Origin of the sequence: Spiroplasma sabaudiense Ar-1343 (assembly GCF_000565215.1) — a bacterium.
GTDB lineage: Bacteria > Bacillota_I > Bacilli_A > Mycoplasmatales > Mycoplasmataceae > Spiroplasma_B > Spiroplasma_B sabaudiense.
The window spans coordinates 616,959-634,145 of sequence record NZ_CP006934.1; the positions used below are offsets into that span (position 1 = coordinate 616,959).

General features: G+C 35.5%; 14 protein-coding genes and 3 rRNA genes. All 17 read right to left on the reverse strand.

What is annotated here, in order from left to right:
* Complete coding sequence (locus SSABA_RS02800; RefSeq protein WP_025251085.1) at positions 1 to 585, reverse strand: lipoprotein; 585 nt, start codon at positions 583 to 585, stop codon at positions 1 to 3.
* Positions 586 to 779: 194 nt separating this feature from the next.
* Entirely contained in the window at positions 780 to 1,382 is a 603-nt protein-coding gene (locus SSABA_RS02805) for a lipoprotein (RefSeq protein ID WP_025251086.1), read from the reverse strand.
* A gap of 147 nt (positions 1,383 to 1,529) precedes the next feature.
* Positions 1,530 to 3,365, reverse strand: a complete 1,836-nt coding sequence (locus SSABA_RS02810) for an ABC transporter ATP-binding protein (RefSeq protein WP_025251087.1) — start codon at positions 3,363 to 3,365, stop codon at positions 1,530 to 1,532.
* 93 nt (positions 3,366 to 3,458) lie between these two features.
* Positions 3,459 to 4,052: a hypothetical protein gene (locus SSABA_RS05130; RefSeq protein WP_148293482.1), complete on the reverse strand. Its 594-nt coding sequence runs from the start codon at positions 4,050 to 4,052 to the stop codon at positions 3,459 to 3,461.
* Between the two features lie 90 nt (positions 4,053 to 4,142).
* A 5S ribosomal RNA gene (rrf, locus tag SSABA_RS02820) occupies positions 4,143 to 4,250 on the reverse strand.
* Between the two features lie 111 nt (positions 4,251 to 4,361).
* Positions 4,362 to 7,275, reverse strand: a 23S ribosomal RNA gene (locus tag SSABA_RS02825).
* A 272-nt stretch (positions 7,276 to 7,547) separates the two neighbouring features.
* Positions 7,548 to 9,068: ribosomal RNA gene (locus SSABA_RS02830) — 16S ribosomal RNA — on the reverse strand.
* Together the 16S, 23S and 5S rRNA genes form the textbook arrangement of a ribosomal RNA operon.
* Positions 9,069 to 9,353: 285 nt before the next feature.
* The gene (locus tag SSABA_RS02835) at positions 9,354 to 11,543 is read right to left on the reverse strand and encodes a heavy metal translocating P-type ATPase (RefSeq protein ID WP_158500004.1); all 2,190 of its coding nucleotides are present in this window, start codon (positions 11,541 to 11,543) and stop codon (positions 9,354 to 9,356) included.
* A complete protein-coding gene (locus SSABA_RS02840) occupies positions 11,533 to 11,754 on the reverse strand; it encodes a heavy-metal-associated domain-containing protein (RefSeq protein ID WP_025251089.1) in 222 nt (73 codons plus the stop codon). Before SSABA_RS02840 ends, SSABA_RS02835 begins: the two co-directional genes overlap by 11 nt.
* 10 nt (positions 11,755 to 11,764) lie before the next feature.
* Entirely contained in the window at positions 11,765 to 12,040 is a 276-nt protein-coding gene (locus SSABA_RS02845) for a metal-sensitive transcriptional regulator (RefSeq protein ID WP_025251090.1), read from the reverse strand.
* A gap of 115 nt (positions 12,041 to 12,155) precedes the next feature.
* The gene (locus tag SSABA_RS02850) at positions 12,156 to 13,247 is read right to left on the reverse strand and encodes a hypothetical protein (RefSeq protein WP_025251091.1); all 1,092 of its coding nucleotides are present in this window, start codon (positions 13,245 to 13,247) and stop codon (positions 12,156 to 12,158) included.
* The gene (locus tag SSABA_RS02855) at positions 13,210 to 13,821 is read right to left on the reverse strand and encodes a deoxynucleoside kinase (protein WP_025251092.1); all 612 of its coding nucleotides are present in this window, start codon (positions 13,819 to 13,821) and stop codon (positions 13,210 to 13,212) included. Before SSABA_RS02855 ends, SSABA_RS02850 begins: the two co-directional genes overlap by 38 nt.
* Before the next feature lie 31 nt (positions 13,822 to 13,852).
* On the reverse strand, positions 13,853 to 14,521 hold the full coding sequence (gene mtnN / locus SSABA_RS02860) for a 5'-methylthioadenosine/S-adenosylhomocysteine nucleosidase (protein WP_025251093.1): 669 nt from the start codon (positions 14,519 to 14,521) through the stop codon (positions 13,853 to 13,855).
* A gap of 2 nt (positions 14,522 to 14,523) precedes the next feature.
* Positions 14,524 to 15,627: a nicotinate-nucleotide adenylyltransferase gene (locus SSABA_RS02865; protein WP_025251094.1), complete on the reverse strand. Its 1,104-nt coding sequence runs from the start codon at positions 15,625 to 15,627 to the stop codon at positions 14,524 to 14,526.
* 11 nt (positions 15,628 to 15,638) lie between these two features.
* Positions 15,639 to 16,160, reverse strand: coding sequence for a tRNA (cytidine(34)-2'-O)-methyltransferase (locus SSABA_RS02870; protein WP_025251095.1), 522 nt, complete (start codon positions 16,158 to 16,160; stop codon positions 15,639 to 15,641).
* Between the two features lie 12 nt (positions 16,161 to 16,172).
* Positions 16,173 to 16,520: a hypothetical protein gene (locus tag SSABA_RS02875; protein ID WP_025251096.1), complete on the reverse strand. Its 348-nt coding sequence runs from the start codon at positions 16,518 to 16,520 to the stop codon at positions 16,173 to 16,175.
* A gap of 17 nt (positions 16,521 to 16,537) precedes the next feature.
* Positions 16,538 to 17,134: an RdgB/HAM1 family non-canonical purine NTP pyrophosphatase gene (gene rdgB / locus SSABA_RS02880; protein ID WP_084655757.1), complete on the reverse strand. Its 597-nt coding sequence runs from the start codon at positions 17,132 to 17,134 to the stop codon at positions 16,538 to 16,540.
* Positions 17,135 to 17,187: the final 53 nt, after the last annotated feature.

The following is a 17,187-nucleotide window of genomic DNA, read 5'->3' on the forward strand; positions in this document are numbered from 1 at the left end:
TTATTCAGCAGCAATTACAGTAATTGTAAATTCACCTGTAATTAATTTTGAACCTTCAGTTGCTTTAACTGTGATTACATCAGCTTCAACAGTTGTTGCGTTTAAACCAGTAATTGTGTAATCTGTTGTAATTACAGCATCAGCTGCAATTTCTTTAACTTTATCAGCAATTTTAGTAGTTACATCAGCTTGTGCTTCACCAGCTTTTACTTCAATAACAATGTCATTGATTGAAACTTTTTCAGCTTCTTTTGCTGTAAATTTAACACTTACAGTAATATCAAATGAAACTGCTTTTGTAGCTGTTTTTTCAACAACTGAAGCAACACCTTCAACTTCACCAACTTTAGCAATTGCTGCTGCAGTTGCTAAAGCTTTTTTTTCAGCTTCTAAACCAGTAGCTTCAACCACTAGTTTTTCAATTGCAGCTTTAACAGTTGCTTCAACTGCTTCATCTTCTAAAGTAACTGTTAAATCAACTTTTACTAAATTAGCGTCTTCTTTATCTGTATTACATGCAATTACAGCAGTTGATGCTGATGCAGTTAATCCAAAAGCGGCTAATAATCCTAATAATTTTTTCATATTGTTCTCCTTATAGGTATTTATATACCATAACCATTATAGTATGAATTTTATATTATTTCAATAAATAAACCCATAATATGAAAAAAAATAGAATAAAAAAATCGAAACTAGCAACCGTTTCGATTTTATTTATTTTAATTTATAAATATTAATTTTAAATTTTATAATTATTTAATTATTTAATTATTTAATTATTCTGCTGGAGCAGTAATTTCGAATGAACCTGTAATTAATGTTGATGCTTCCGCTGCTGTAACAACGATTTTTTCGCTAGCTTCAACTGCTTCACCTTTCAATGTAAATGTGAAATCAGCTTTTGTAGCTTTTTCTGCACCTTCTAATTTAATAATTTCAGCTAAAATTTTACCTTCAACTGCATCTTTGTCATCACCAATTTCAACTACAACTGTAACATCTTTGATGTCAACTAGTTTAACTTCTGGTTTTTCAACAGTAAATTCAACTTCAACTGTAATGTCAAATACAACTGCATCATCTTTTGCTGCAACTTTTTTAGTAGCTGATTTAACTTCTTCTAATCCTTCAACAGCTGCGATTGCTGCTGCTTCAGATTTAGCTTCTTTTTCAGTTTCTAGCCCTGAAGCTTTAATTGATAATGCTTCAATTTTTGTTTTAGCTTCAGCTTCTGTTTTACCTTCTTCTAAAGTAACTGTTAAGTTAACTGAAACCTTTTTGTTTGCTTCTGGTTTATCTCCGTTATCACATGCAATTACTGCAGTTGACGCTGAAGCTGTTAGTCCGAATGCGGCTAATAGTCCTAATAATTTTTTCATATTGTTCTCCTTATGCGGTAATTTATACCATAATAATTATAGTATAAAATACTTGATTTTGTCAATTAATTACAAAAATAATTTACACAGGAGATTTTATAGCAATTTTTTATTAAAAAACTCTTTTTAATTTCAAAATTTTTATAATTATTCCATTAAACCAGCTTCATAAAGGTTTTTAAAGTGACCTGGTTGGTTTTTTAGTTCATTAAAGGTTCCAGTTTGCACAATTCCCGCTCCATCAGGCCCTAAAACAACGATTTGATCGGCATTTTTAATAGTACTTAGTCGATGAGCAATTGAGACGGTTGTACGGCCTTTCATTAGTGATTCTAATTTCTCTTGAATTTCTTTTTCAACAATATTATCTAAAGCACTAGTGGCCTCATCAAGTATTAAAACCGTTGGGTCTTTTAAAAACATTCGAGCAATTACTAAACGCTGTTTTTGGCCCCCAGATAACAAGAAACCTCGTTCTCCTAAAATTGTGTCATATCCATCTGGTCAGGTTTCAATTAAATCGTGTAATTCTGCTTTTTTGCAAGCCTCAATAACAGCTTCATTGCTAGCTCCAAACGACCCGTATTTGATATTTTCAAAAACATCACCAAATAAAATTTGGGGTTCTTGTTCGACATAACCAACGTGAGCTAAATAACTTGCTAAATTTACATCTTTTAAATTAATTCCTTCGTTGATAATAACACTACCCTCGGTTGGATCATAAAAGCGCAATAATAATCGCGAAATTGTTGATTTTCCGCTTCCTGTCGCCCCAACAAAAGCATAGCTTTTTCCCTCTTTGAAGGTAAAGCTAAATTTTGGTAAAACAGTTTTTGTTGGCTTTTCAGGATAAGCAAAGCGAATATCTTTAAACTCGATATCACCTTTTATACCATCGATTTGAACTCCATCAAAGTAGTGTGGTTCAATAATTGATTCTGATGTTAAGGTTTTTTGAATTCGTTGTGCTGCAACTGTTGCCATTGCTAGCCCAAAAGCTGCATTCATTACGTTAAACAATGGTCCGATGATCATTCCTTGAGCCAAGGCAAATGAAGCAAATGTTTGACCAAAAAACTTCTGAATTGCAACAGGATCATCTGAATTTCCAAATAAAAGCATCGCTGAAATAATTGTCGCAAATTGCAGAAGCGAAACTCCTCCAAACAAAATTGTTAACAATGATGCTTGCATTTTTCCGACCGGACGACTGCGTTTGTAGTAGTCTTGATGAACATCTTTAAATCTTTGAGTTTCATAATTTTCAGTTCCCGAAGATTTAATTAATCTAACAGTGACAATTCTATCAGTTACATTACCATTTATTTGCGTTAAAACTTCACGAACTTTATAGTAGCGTTTGGTGGTAATTGTAAAACATACTATCATTGAAATCAAAATTAGTAAAAATGTTGAACAAGCAACCAATGCCAATTGTCATTGGAAAATAAACATCATTGAAAGAGCTGCAATAATTTGAAAGAATGAGATTCCCACAAGCATCGGAATATTCACAGCCCAATCTCCAAATAGTTGAGTATCTGAAACAACATTGGTTAAAATTTCCCCAATTTTTTTATCAGAATAGTAAGAAATGTCTTGACGAACTAAGCGTTCTAAACATTTATTTCTTAAGTCAATTTCAATTTTTTTACCCATTAAATAACCAGTGTAATTAAATAAAAATGAGGAGATCGAATTAAGGAAGACAACCCCAATTCCAATATAAATTAAATCTTGTCAAGGAACACCTCAGTACATTGGGTCCTTCTGTGTTACAACCCCTTTTTCATATAAAATCGAAATATTCATTTGGTTTGTTAAAATCGGAATCATTATTTGACAACTAACAATCAAAATCATTAAAAATACCATTTTTAAGGTGATTTTCCACTCTTTTTTGTAATAACTTGCAATCATCTTAAAAAACATGCCATTTTTTGGAGCATTTGACGTAGTGTTTGTTTTAGTTTTTTTCACGTTATTTCCTACCTTCTATTTTTATTATTCATTAGAATAACTATTGAACGATTACTAAACTCTTTAAAGTTTAAACTATAATTTAAAATTTTGCTATCTTTTTTTACTTTTTACTGATTTATCTGATTTTTTTTGCTTTTTGATAATACTTTTTGAAGTTACTTTTTTTAATTTAACTGGTTTTAGTTTTTTAATTTTATCGGCTTTAATTTTAGTTACAACTTCAATATTATTTTTTGCAAACTCACTTTCTCAGTCTTCAACAACTGCTCTATCAAAATCATCTAGGATAGGTGAATCCTGTGTTGTTAAATTTGAAAGTGGTTCTTCAATTTGGTTTTCTAAAATATCATCTAAAAAAAATTTTTTAGAAATTAGGGTTTCTAAAATAGTCATGTCGTCAACAACTTGAGTTTGGTCGTGAGCTTCTTGGTTATTTTTGAGTTCATTGCATTTGCAATGAATTGGTTGAAAATTAGTATAATGGAAGCGACCGCCATTTTCTGGCAAAGCAATAAAGCCAACTTGTCAACCATCGTTTTCTATTGTGGCATTAATTTGGTGATAGTCCATTAACTGCTTACACCAAGGACACGGTAAAAATTTTTTATAAATTGGTCCGGAGATACCAATTTTAGTGGCATAATTAGTTCACAATTTTTTAATTTCTATTTTTTTGAATTCCATAAATTTATCACATCTGTCTAATTTTACAATAATTTTATTAGAAGTACTAATAAAAAAATCTTTTACAATAAGTAAAAGATTTTTGTTTTGAACTGGCACTGTGCTATTTTGCACTTTCGTACTATCGTCGCCGCAGTAGAGCTTAACTTCTGTGTTCGGCATGGGAACAGGTGTGACCTCTACGCTATGAGCACCAGATCGGTTTTTTTGAAACAATAATATCCTTTAATCGAAATTGAAGGTGATTATTCTTTCAAAACTGAACATTAGATTTAACATAAATTTGCAACTTTTTAGATTTTTCTTGATTCTAAAAAGACTCTCGATCTATTAGTACTGGTAAGCTAAACACGTCACCGTGCGTACACACCCAGCCTATCAACCATGTGGTCTACATGGGATCTTACTTGCTAAACAATGGGAAAACTCATCTTGAAGGAGGCTTCTCGCTTAGATGCCTTCAGCGATTATCCGTTCCGCATATAGCTACCCTGCTATGCTCTTGGCAGAACAACAGGTGCACCAGGGATGCGTCCAACCCGGTCCTCTCGTACTAGGGTCAGCTCTTCTCAATTTTCCTACGCCCACAACAGATAGGGACCAAACTGTCTCACGACGTTCTGAACCCAGCTCGCGTACCGCTTTAATGGGCGAACAGCCCAACCCTTGGAACCGACTTCAGCTCCAGGATGCGATGAGCCGACATCGAGGTGCCAAACCTCCCCGTCGATGTGAACTCTTGGGGGAGATCAGCCTGTTATCCCCGGGGTAACTTTTATCCGTTGAGCGACGGCCCTTCCACACGGGACCGCCGGATCACTAAGTCCTGCTTTCGCATCTGTTCGACTTGTAAGTCTCGCAGTTAAGCATTCTTCTACCTTTGCGCTCTATGTATGATTTCCAACCATACTGAGAATACCTTTGAGCGCCTCCGTTACATTTTAGGAGGCGACCGCCCCAGTCAAACTACCCACCAGACACTGTCCCTGATCCGGATAACGGACCGAGGTTAGAACCTCAATGTAACAAGGGTGGTATTCCAAGGATGACTCCACAACCACTAGCGTGATTGCTTCATAGTCTCCCACCTATCCTCTACATGTTACACCAAGATTCAATATCAAGTTATAGTAAAGCTCCACGGGGTCTTTCCGTCTAGTTGCGGGTAACCAGCATCTTCACTGGTACTAAAATTTCACCGAGTCTGTAGCCGAGACAGCGAAGGGATCATTACGCCTTTCGTGCGGGTCAGAACTTACCTGACAAGGAATTTCGCTACCTTAGGACCGTTATAGTTACGGCCGCCGTTCACCGGGGCTTCAATTCATGGCTTCGTCGAAACTAACCACTCCTCTTAACCTTCCGGCACTGGGCAGGCGTCACCCCCTATACTTCGTCTTACGACTTTGCAGAGAGCTGTGTTTTTGCTAAACAGTTGCCCCTTCCTCTTCACTGCGGCTCACATAAAGTGAGCACCCCTTCTCGCGAACTTACGGGGTGATTTTGCAGAGTTCCTTAGCTACAGTTTTCTCGCTTGCCTTAGGATTCTCTCCTTGACCACGTGTGTTCGTTCTAGGTACAGGTACCATGTAGATTAGCGCTAGAAGCTTTTCTTGGAAGCATGGAGTCATGGACTTCGCTACTAGCCGAAGCGTTCACTCCCCATCACACTTCAGAGTTAAAGTACGCGGATTTGCCTACGTACACCCCTTTGTGCTTAGACCAGCATATCCAACAGCTGGCTTCCACTATCCTTCTCCGTCACTCCATCACTCTACATAGTAGTACAGGAATATCAACCTGTTGTCCATCGACTACGCCTTTCGGCCTCGCCTTAGGTCCTGACTAACCCTGGGTGGACGAACCTTGCCCAGGAAACCTTGGTCAAACGGCATGGGGGATTCTCACCCCCAAACGTTACTCATGCCGGCATAATCACTTCTAAGCGCTCCACCAGTCCTCACGGTCTGACTTCATCGCCCTTAGAACGCTCCCCTACCACTGACGCTTACGCGCCAATCCATAGTTTCGGTAGTATACTTAAGCCCCGGTACATTTTCGGCGCAGAATCACTCGACTAGTGAGCTGTTACGCACTCTTTAAATGATGGCTGCTTCTGAGCCAACATCCTAGCTGTCTGTGCAATTCCACATCCTTACACACTTAGTATACATTTTGGGACCTTAACTGATGATCTGGGCTGTTTCCCTCACGTGCATGGACCTTATCACCCATGTACTGACTGCCGAGTATGAAACAATGGCATTCGGAGTTTAATTGCATTCAGTACCCCTAGGTGGGGCCATCATACATTCAGTGCTCTACCTCCATTGTCCTAAACCTCGACGCTAGCCTTAAAGCTATATCGGGGAGAACTAGCTATCTCCGGGTTCGATTGGAATTTCACCGCTAGCCACAAGTCATCCACGGTCTTTTCAACGAACGTTGGTTCGGTCCTCCATTTGGTTTTACCCAAACTTCAACCTGCTCATGGCTAGATCACCCGGTTTCGTGTCTACGACATCGTACTAAACGCCCTATTAAGGCTCGCTTTCACTACGGCTCCACGGATTCCGCTTAACCTTGCACGATATCGTAACTCGCCGGCTCTTTCTACAAAAAGCACGCCATCACCCATTAACGGGCTCTGACTTCTTGTAAGCATATGGTTTCAGGAACTATTTCACTCCCCTCTCGGGGTACTTTTCACCTTTCCCTCACGGTACTGGTTCACTATCGGTAAAATGGTAGTATTTAGGCTTACCCAGTGGTCTGGGTAGATTCCGACAGGGTTTCACGTGCCCCGCCGTACTCAGGATACCTCTTCGAGATTAATGTATTTCGCATACGGGACTATCACCCTCTGCGGTGCTGCTTCCCAACAGCTTCTGCTATACATTAATTTTGTAACTCTAACTAAGGTCCTACAACCCCGGTCCGTAGACCGGTTTGGCCTGTTCCGCTTTCGCTCGCCGCTACTGACGGAATCTCATTCGATTTCTTTTCCTCTTGGTACTAAGATGTTTCAGTTCCCAAGGTTCCCTTCTCATGACCTATGAATTCAGTCATGGATAATACGAGATGAATCGTATTGGGTTTCCCCATTCGGATATCACCGGATCAAAGCTCACTTCCAGCTCCCCGATGCTTTTCGCAGGTAGTCACGTCCTTCTTCGGCTCCATTTTCCAAGGCATTCACCATATGCCCTTACTATACTTTTTAGAGAAAAACCTATTGCAAATTTATGATTTCAATTTTAGTTTTTTTAATAACAATTGATGTCTAATTTTTTATTTATATAAAACAAATAAGAAAATTGTATTTTTTCATCTAATATTCAGTTTTCAAAGAACAATTCTTTTTTCAAAGATTATCAATAATTTGTTGCCAAATTATTCAAATAATCTCTGAAAACTAAATAGAACATAAAAGATAGTCGAAGCTGTTAATACACTTAGTCACTTTCAGCTTCATTACTTAAAATCTCTCCATAGAAAGGAGGTGATCCATCCGCACGTTCCCGTACGGATACCTTGTTACGACTTCACCCTAATCGCTAATCCTACCTTGGTAGGCTCCCTCCTTACGGTTAGGACACCTGCTTCTGGTATTACCAACTCTCATGGTGTGACGGGCGGTGTGTACAAGACCCGAGAACGTATTCACCGCGGCGTTGCTGATCCGCGATTACTAGTGATTCCGGCTTCATGAAGTCGAGTTGCAGACTTCAATCCGAACTGAGATCGGCTTTTTGAGATTAGCTCCCCCTCGCGAGATTGCGACTCTTTGTACCGACCATTGTAGCACGTGTGTAGCCCAGGACATAAGGGGCATGATGATTTGACGTCATCCCCACCTTCCTCTAGCTTACACTAGCAGTCTCATTAGAGTCCTCAACTGAATGTTAGTAACTAATAATAGGGGTTGCGTTCGTTGCGGGACTTAACCCAACACCTCACGGCACGAACTGACGACAACCATGCACCACCTGTCTCAATGTTAACCTCCACTACATCTCTGTAGTTTTGCACTGGATGTCAAGCCCTGGTAAGGTTCTTCGCGTTGCTTCGAATTAAACCACATGCTCCACCACTTGTGCGGGTCCCCGTCAATTCCTTTGAGTTTCACTCTTGCGAGCATACTACTCAGGCGGAGTACTTAATGCGTTAGCTGCAGCACCGACATAATGCCGACACTTAGTACTCAACGTTTACGGCGTGGACTACTAGGGTATCTAATCCTATTTGCTCCCCACGCTTTCGTGCCTCAGCGTCAATAACAGGCCAGTAGATCGCCTACGCCACTGGTGTTCCTCCAAATATCTACGCATTTCACCGCTACACTTGGAATTCCATCTACCTCTCCTGTATTCTAGCAAAGCAGTTTTCAAGGCGAACCGGAGTTGAGCTCCGGGCTTTAACCTCAAACTTACAAAGCCGCCTACGCACCCTATACGCCCAATAAATCCGGATAACGCTTGCCACCTATGTATTACCGCGGCTGCTGGCACATAGTTAGCCGTGGCTTTCTGGTAGGGTACCGTCAGACTAAGAGCATTTCCTCTCCTAGCTATTCTTCCCCTACAACAGAGCTTTACGATCCGAAAACCTTCATCACTCACGCGGCATTGCTTCATCAGACTTTCGTCCATTGTGAAAAATTCCCTACTGCTGCCTCCCGTAGGAGTCTGGGCCGTATCTCAGTCCCAATGTGGCCGATCAACCTCTCAGTTCGGCTACGTATCATCGTCTAGGTGAGCCATTACCTCACCTACTAACTAATACGCCGCATCCTCATCTTTTAGCGGTCCAAACGGACCTTTCAACACCTTCTGATGCCATAGTGGTGTATTATGCGGTATTAGCAGTCGTTTCCAACTGTTATCCCCCTCTAAAAGGTAGATTAGACACGTGTTACTCACCCGTTCGCCACTGGGTGCAAGCACCCCGTTCGACTTGCATGTATTAGGCATGCCGCCAGCGTTCATCCTGAGCCAGGATCAAACTCTCATTTAAAAAAAACGTGACTATATTTGATTCTGACTATCCTTTATTTTATTAAACTCAAACAAATTGATACAAGTTAAATTGTACAATTAATGATTGTTGTAAATTGTTCTATTTAGTTTTCAAAGATCATTTGGCTATTTAGCGCCACAAATGAATATATAATATTCTGAAAAGAAATACAACCTTTTTTTCAAAAAAAATTATTTTTTTTGATTTTTTTATAAATAATTAGGAATTTGTATAATTATAAATAATAAAAGACAACCCAGCCAAAAGAGTTGTCATTATAGTTTATTTAACTTTTAAAAATAATGAATTTAAAATTACCGAAATTGAAGATAACACCATCGCAAGAGCCCCTAATTCTGGAAAAATTAATCCAAATGCTGCTAATGGAATGGCTAAAATATTATACAAAAAAGCCCAAAACAAGTTACCTTTAATTTTTTTAAAAGTTTTAGTGGCTATTTGAAAAGCTTTTTCAACAAGAGCAATATTTTCATCTAATAGTAAAATATCACTTGATTCAATCGCAATATCCGTTCCTGATGTAAACGAAATTCCAACATCAGCTTGAGTTAAAGCAACTGCATCATTGACTCCATCCCCGATCATTGCCACCAATCCAGTTTGGTTTTGGAGCTGTTTAATATAATCTGGTTTTTCAAAAATTTTGACTTCGCTTATTATTTTCTCAAATCCTAAATTTTGACCAATAATTGCCGCTGTTTGAGCATTGTCCCCTGTTAGCATTACTGGGTTTAAATTTAGTAATTTCAATTTAGTAATTGTTGCCTGGGCATTTTTTTTAACATTATCCCCAACCCCAATTATGGCAACAACATCATTGGCAATGCTTAAATAAACAATTGAAAGACCTTGTTGAACAAAATTATCGTAATCTTTTTTAAAAGCTCTAGTATCTGCAGCGGTTGTTTCCATCAAACTTTTGCTCCCAATCATGATTGCTTTTCCATCAACTTCACCCTTAACTCCAAAGCTGGGAATTGACTCAAAATTTGTGATTCTTAAATTTGAGGCAAAATTTTTGGTCATTAATGATTTAACAATTCCTTGGGCAACAGGGTGTTCTGCTTGGCTCTCAAAACTTCATAGCACTTCTTCTAAAAATTCTTGGGAGTATTTAGAGGTTTGATAAACCTGGGCAACAATTTTCATGTCCCCTTGGGTTAAGGTTCCGGTTTTGTCAAAAACCATTGTTTTAATTTTAGCTAATTTTTCTAAACTAGTTGAATTTTTGTAAATGATTCCTAAGCGAGCAGCCCGGCTGGTCCCCACCAAAATTGCTGTTGGGGTCGCCAAACCCAAGGCACAAGGACAAGAGATTACCAAAACCGTAATGGCATTGACTAAACTGATTTCATTTCAACCTTGGTAGTAAATTGTTCAACCAACAAAAGTCAAAAAAGCAATCGCAAAAATAATCGGAATAAATCAGCTAGAAATTTTATCAACGAGTTGTTGAATATTAGCTTTTTGGTTTTGAGCCAACTTAACAGTTTGAATCACTTGTGCCAAAGTTGACTGGTTCACTAGTTTTTGCACTTCAACTTGAAAATAACCACTATGATTAATTGTTCCTGCACTAACTAAGTCACCAACTAGCTTTTTAACTAGTTGACTTTCTCCAGTAAGCATACTTTCGTTGACATAACCTTGACCCTGAACAACGGTTCCATCAAATGGAACACTTGTTCCAGCTTTAACAATAATAATTTCTTGAATTTGAATCTCATAAATATTTTTAATAATTTCTTTATTATCTTCTCAAACGATGGCAGTTTGAGGAATTAGCTCGGATAAATATTTCAAAGATTTTTGGGTGCGATTTTTAGCACCCCCCTCCAATAATTTACCAAGCAGAACCAGGGTAACAATGGTGGCACTTAATTCAAAATATAGCGGCTTGCCAGTCATTGTTGAAATTCAATGATTTAATGTTGCATTATAAATACTTAGACCAAATGCTAAGAGTGAACCAATGACAACCAAAAATGCCATATTCGCTTGCAAGGTTTTAACCCCATAATAGAATTCCTTATAAAACTTGGCTCCCAAAATAAACTGCACAACTGAGGTGATGCTTAATTGAAATCACGGATTGTGCAAAAATAAGCTAAAGCCGTTGTGAACCTGAGCAACACTCAAAATCATTGCCAATCACATTGGCAAAGTTAGCAAAGCTGCCATTACAACGTTAATAATTGGAATTCATTGCCATTTAGTTTGAGAATCAAACAAATCGGTTGCCTTCAAAGCTTTAGCTTTGTAACCAGTTTTTTTGACAGTTTTAATTATTTCTTCATCTTTAATTTCTTGATTACTTGTGATGTTCATTAAATTCAATGACAAATTAACCTCAACGCTATTTACTCCCTTGACTTTAGCAACTGCGGTTTTAATGCTTGTTGCACAACTAGCACAAGTCATCCCGTTAATTTGATAATCTTTACTCTTCAAAAATTTCATCTCCAATACAATAACCTAATTCTTCAATTGAATTCAGAGCACTCTGGGCGGCGACTTCGTTTTTGTAATCAAACTTTAAAATCGGAGGTTGTAATTTTAGAGTAATATTTTTAATATCTTTTTGAGCCTTTAACATTTTTGTGATTTTTAAAACACAATGGTTGCAGCTCATATTAGTAATTTTAACTTTTTTTGAATTCATTTTAACATCCTTACTTTGAAATGCGATCTATCAAATCACTTATTTCCTTTAATGTATCTTGCTTATCTGATTGGTCATTAATAACACAACCTTGAATATGTTCGTTTACTAACTTTTTACTAACTGATAGCAGTGAGCCTCGAATTGCACTAATTTGGTTGATGATATCAACACAATACTGATCGCTTGTTATTTGGTTGATTACCCCATCGATTTGGCCGCGAATTCGGTTTAAATGTTGTTGATAAGTTTTTTTAGTTTCCTCGCTTCGAACTGTTGACTTCATTGTACCTCCTTATACCCATAGGGGTATATGTATATAATAACACAAAAAAAATAAATCAATTGATTTATTTTTTTTAAAAATTTAGTTATTTTGAAATTGCGATTTCTGATTTTTTCTACTTAGTAATGGGATTAATTATTTTGTAAGCTAGTAATGTTAGTGTTCTAAAATTTTCTAGCTCAAAACCAATTTTACTAATTAATTTATTTTTAAAAGTGACCTTAAGTTGTTCCTTTAAAATGTAATCTAAATTTTGACGATTTAAAATTTTTTCCTCAACTCTAAAGTTATAACCAAAAAATATTTTATTTTGCATAATTGAAATTACAAACTCATCAAATAACTGAAGATTAAATTTTTTTAATCATTTTGAAAACTTTAAAACTTCAACAATTTTGTGAACTTGTTCTGCTTCTTCTAAAATATCAGATCTTAAACCAGTGTTAAAAAATAAATAGTCTTCAATTTTATTTTCTAAAAAAGCTGACTTTAATTCTTGGGTAATTTCTAAAGTAATTTCATAGTCAAATCATTGCTTTTTATCAAATAGTTCTATTCCAAAAAACTTAAGAAAATTGTAGTCTGTTTTACTATTATTAAAATAAATATCCGCATATGAAATTATCTGACGATTCCTTTGAAAATTGAGAGCTTTATGAATTTTGAAGTCATCTGTCCCTATTATTTCAGCGGCACTAGCTTCACCATTTATAATAAAGATATCATCTGAAAAGCTTAAAAGTTCTAGATTTTTATCGACATTAATTTTTGCATAAAGATCATATAAATATTCTCAGTCTTCAAAATATTCAGTCTCATCTTCATGTGATTTTCGCTTAAAAAATGATAAAATCGCCAATGAAGAACCAATTAAAAAAATTACAAAAGGTAAAATATAGATCATTAAAATTCTCAAAGCAAAACCATTTTTAACATCAACAAAAATTTCTGCAATTTCTCGATATAAAATTGAAGTGATATACAAATATAAGAAAGCTAAGGCAATCAGCGACATTCCGTAGTAAATTAACTTAACTGACCATTTACTTTTTCCTAATTTTACTGTTTCATTATAGAAACTACTCACCGATCTATTCAAAGTTCTTTCAAACTTTTCTTCTAATGACAACTCTGGCTCTGGATTCACAACTTTTGATTCGTTAGTTAAATTATCTAATTTTTTTGATAAATTGTTCGACTTTTTCATCAATACTATCAATATTTCCATCAATGACAACAAAAGGAATCTTATCTGTTCATTCCAAGTATCACTGCTCATATAAGCCATTTAATAATTCTCAAAAGTGTGTTTTAACTCGCAATTCTCCTGGAATTGCTCGTTGATTAATTCTGGCAATCGAAGTTTGATTAGTGACCCTTAAATAAACAACCAGATCATAACCTTTTACATTATTATAACTAAAAATTGCAGGGGTGATATTGGTCTCAAAGAATGTTCGGTAAGTATCCCAATCTCGTTTATCTAAGTTACCCTCTTCATAATTTGCGTTTGCAAAAATCAAAGTGTCCATAACTCCACGATCAAAAATCACATCATTGAGCGACTGTGAATCTAAAAACTGTTTCATACGCTCTGTTAACATAAATAATTCCATTTTATAGGTATTGGAATTTTTATCTTGAAATTGCTCGTACAACTTATCAAAATAAGGATTTATATTCAAAGGCTCTGCATAAACTTTATATCCAAGTTTTTTGTTTAAGGCATTTATAAAAGATGTTTTGCCCGCTCCAACGGTTCCAAATATTACCAATCTCATAAACCAATCTCCTTTCTTTAATTTATTAAAATTATTTTAATACAACATTTATGATTTCTTTCATTTTTAATGAAATTTCTCCAATAAATTCACTAAACTGGACTTCATTATTTTTTATAAGTAAATTATCTGAAATTAGCTTGATTACATTAATTGGTTTAGCAAATTTCTTGGCAACATGACAAAGTGCGGCAGCTTCCATATCAAAAACTTCAATACTTTTTGAAGCTTTTATTACAAAATTTTCAAATTTATTTTCATCACTTATGAATATATCACTTGAAGCCAAATTACTGCTATGAACATCAAAATTTGGGCTTAATTTCATTAAAATTGATTGAGCAAGAGTCATTTCAAAATATTCTGACTCTTTGGGAATTTGACCATAAGCATAGCCAAAACCTGTTAAATCAACAGTTGAGTAATAAACTCGATTAGCAACAACAATATCAAAAACTTGTAAATTTTTTGAACTCGATCCAGCACTACCAAAATTATAAATTTGTGTAACTTCATTTTGATATATCGCCAGAAAGGCACTCAATGTCAAAGCTGCATTTACAAGGCCAATTCCAGTAATTAAAAGGTAGGTTTTGTCATTTTTATAAATTTTTAAAAACTGATGTTCTACAATGACAAAACTTTCACTATTTAAAAATCCTTCAATTTCTTCATACATAGCCACAACTATTAATTTCATTATTATTCTCCCCAATCAAGAACTCAATGCTGATAACTTTTTGTTAAGCTAGTTCCTATATTTTCAATCCCGTGTTTTTTAACAGCGACAAGGTATTGTTGTTTTAAAATCGATTTAAATCCAGCAACTAAGTCTTTTTGAACTACTTCACGAAGTTGTTCAACCCCAGGGTAATTGCGTTCCTTGCTAACCTTATCTGCGCAAAAAATAACCATATCCATTGGAGTCATTTCTGGACTTGCAACCGTATGATTAAAAACAGCTTGCAAAATAGCCTGATCTTTAATCAATCAATCATGTTCTAAATGCAAGGACCCGGTAAAACTATGTCAAACCGGCTCTGGTTCAGTTAGTAACTGCGGTCCCCACTTTTGCAAATAATTGCGATGTTCTGCTTTGGTTCAACATTTTGTAACATCATGAAGTGTTCCAGCAACCCAAGCCTTTTGAACATCTAAATTGTTTTTTTCAGCTAGAGTTTTTGCCAATTCTCCAACATTTAAACTATGTTGAAATCTTTTTGGGCTCATTTTTGATGCTACGCGCTCTTCTAAGTAGAGAAGATTATTGTTAATATAATTATTAATTTCATTATCTTGTAAAACTAAGTCCTGCAAATTTCTTATTTTAGTGGACGACAAAAAGTTATTGGAAAAACTAAAAACTTCTAAATTATATTTTTTAACAATCGTCTTATTATAGCTGCTACTTCTTAAGAATACCTTGAAATTAATTAATTTAATTAATTTATCAAAATGGTCCCAACTTTCAAATTCATCTAACTGATCGCTTCCCATAATAAATGAAAAATCGTAATTTGGATACTCTTCTTTAATGGCGGCAATTGTTTCAAAAGTATAACTACGACATTGTTTTTCAATTTCATATTTATTAATTTTGATAAAATCAAATTTTTTGCAAACGATATCTAGCATTTCCAACCGCTCTGCAACCGAGGAATTCACTTTTGTTTTAAAGGGGTTTAAATATGTGGGAATCATCCAGACTTCTTCAAAGCCAAGGTTTTCAAAACACGACTTTGCAATATTAACATGGTCTGTGTGAACCGGGTCAAACGATCCTCCAAATAAAGCAATTTTGCGCATAAATACCTCTTCTATTTTTTTGTTAAGAAATCAGCTCCATTTTGCACCTCAACTTTACTTAAATCTAAATAATCTCACTGCCTTAGAACCTCATAGGTTGCAATCCCAACTGTGTTGGCAATATTCAAGCTTCTTCCGGTTGCCACCATTGGAATTCGAAAAACCTGCTCAAGATTTTCTTGCAAAATAATTTTTGGAATTCCTGTTGATTCTTTCCCAAACATCAAAAAGATTTCTTCATTAATTTCTTGAAAATTAAAGTCACTTAAAGGTTTTTGTCCATAACGACTTAGGCAAAATGGTTTCACATTGGGACGCTGTGTTATAAAGTCGTCTCAGTTATCATATTTAAAATATTCAACCCCTTCAAATGTATTTGCACTACTGCGAGCAAAATTTCTCTTATCAAAAATAAAGCCAAAAGGCTCAATTAAATGCAAAACTGAATTTGTTAATGAAGCTGTACGAAAAATAGCTCCAACATTGTCTGCGATTTCTGGTTCAAAAAGTATAATATTAATTTTGCGACTCATTTTGCCTCCTGATTATTTTATTTTTTTCATCGATCCTACATAATTATTTCTAAAGTAGCTTTGTCATTCAGCTTGCGATTTATAGTTTTTTGGGGCATTCATAATATATCCAATATCAAACATTTGATCATAGCGATTTTCTTCTTGAAAATTTAGAGCTCTAAAAAACATTAACACGTCTTCAATGTCCATTTCACCTCGTGATAATAATAATCCAGTTTTATCAAGTAGTCCAGCCTCTTTAAACTGAGGATGATAATCGGGGTAGTATCGAAATAAATTTTCTAAATGAACATAAATATTAACTGATACAATTTTATATTTTGATTGTAAGTTATTAAAAAATTGGTCTTTTTTCATAAAATTCTCCTTTTTTGCTAGTTTGTTAAAAACTGTTTTAATTTTGAGCATGCAACTGATCGATGAGAGTAAAGATTTTTTTCTTCAAGTCTCATTTGGGCAAAACTCTTTTGTTGGCCGTTTGGTTTAAAAATCGGATCATATCCAAACCCAAATTCTCCAATTTGTTGTGGCAAGATTTCACCTTCTACCTCACCTCGAAAAGTTTTTTGAAGGGCTAACTTTGAATCGTAATAAGCAATTACTGTAATAAACCTGGCTTGTCTTTGTGACATATCAACCAAATTATTTTCTCTCATTTTTTGTAAAAGTTTTTCATTAATAATTTTCCAGTCTTTAATTGGGTCAGCTCATCGAGCCGAATGTACTCCTGGAAAACCCTGCAAACTGTCAATTTGCAATCCTGAGTCATCAGCGATTACTGGTTCATTAATTATTGAACTCAAAGTCTGAGCCTTAAATAAAGCATTTTCTTCAAAAGTTAAAAAATCCTCTGGTATTTCGATTGGGGTTGGTAAGTCAAGTAATGATTTAATCTGATACTGGGGTAACAAATTTTTAAAATCTTCAATCTTACCAGAATTTTGAGTTGCGACTCAGATTGTCTTTTTCACAATGACTCCTTAAAAAATAGTATAATATAATAATAACATATTTAAATATTAAA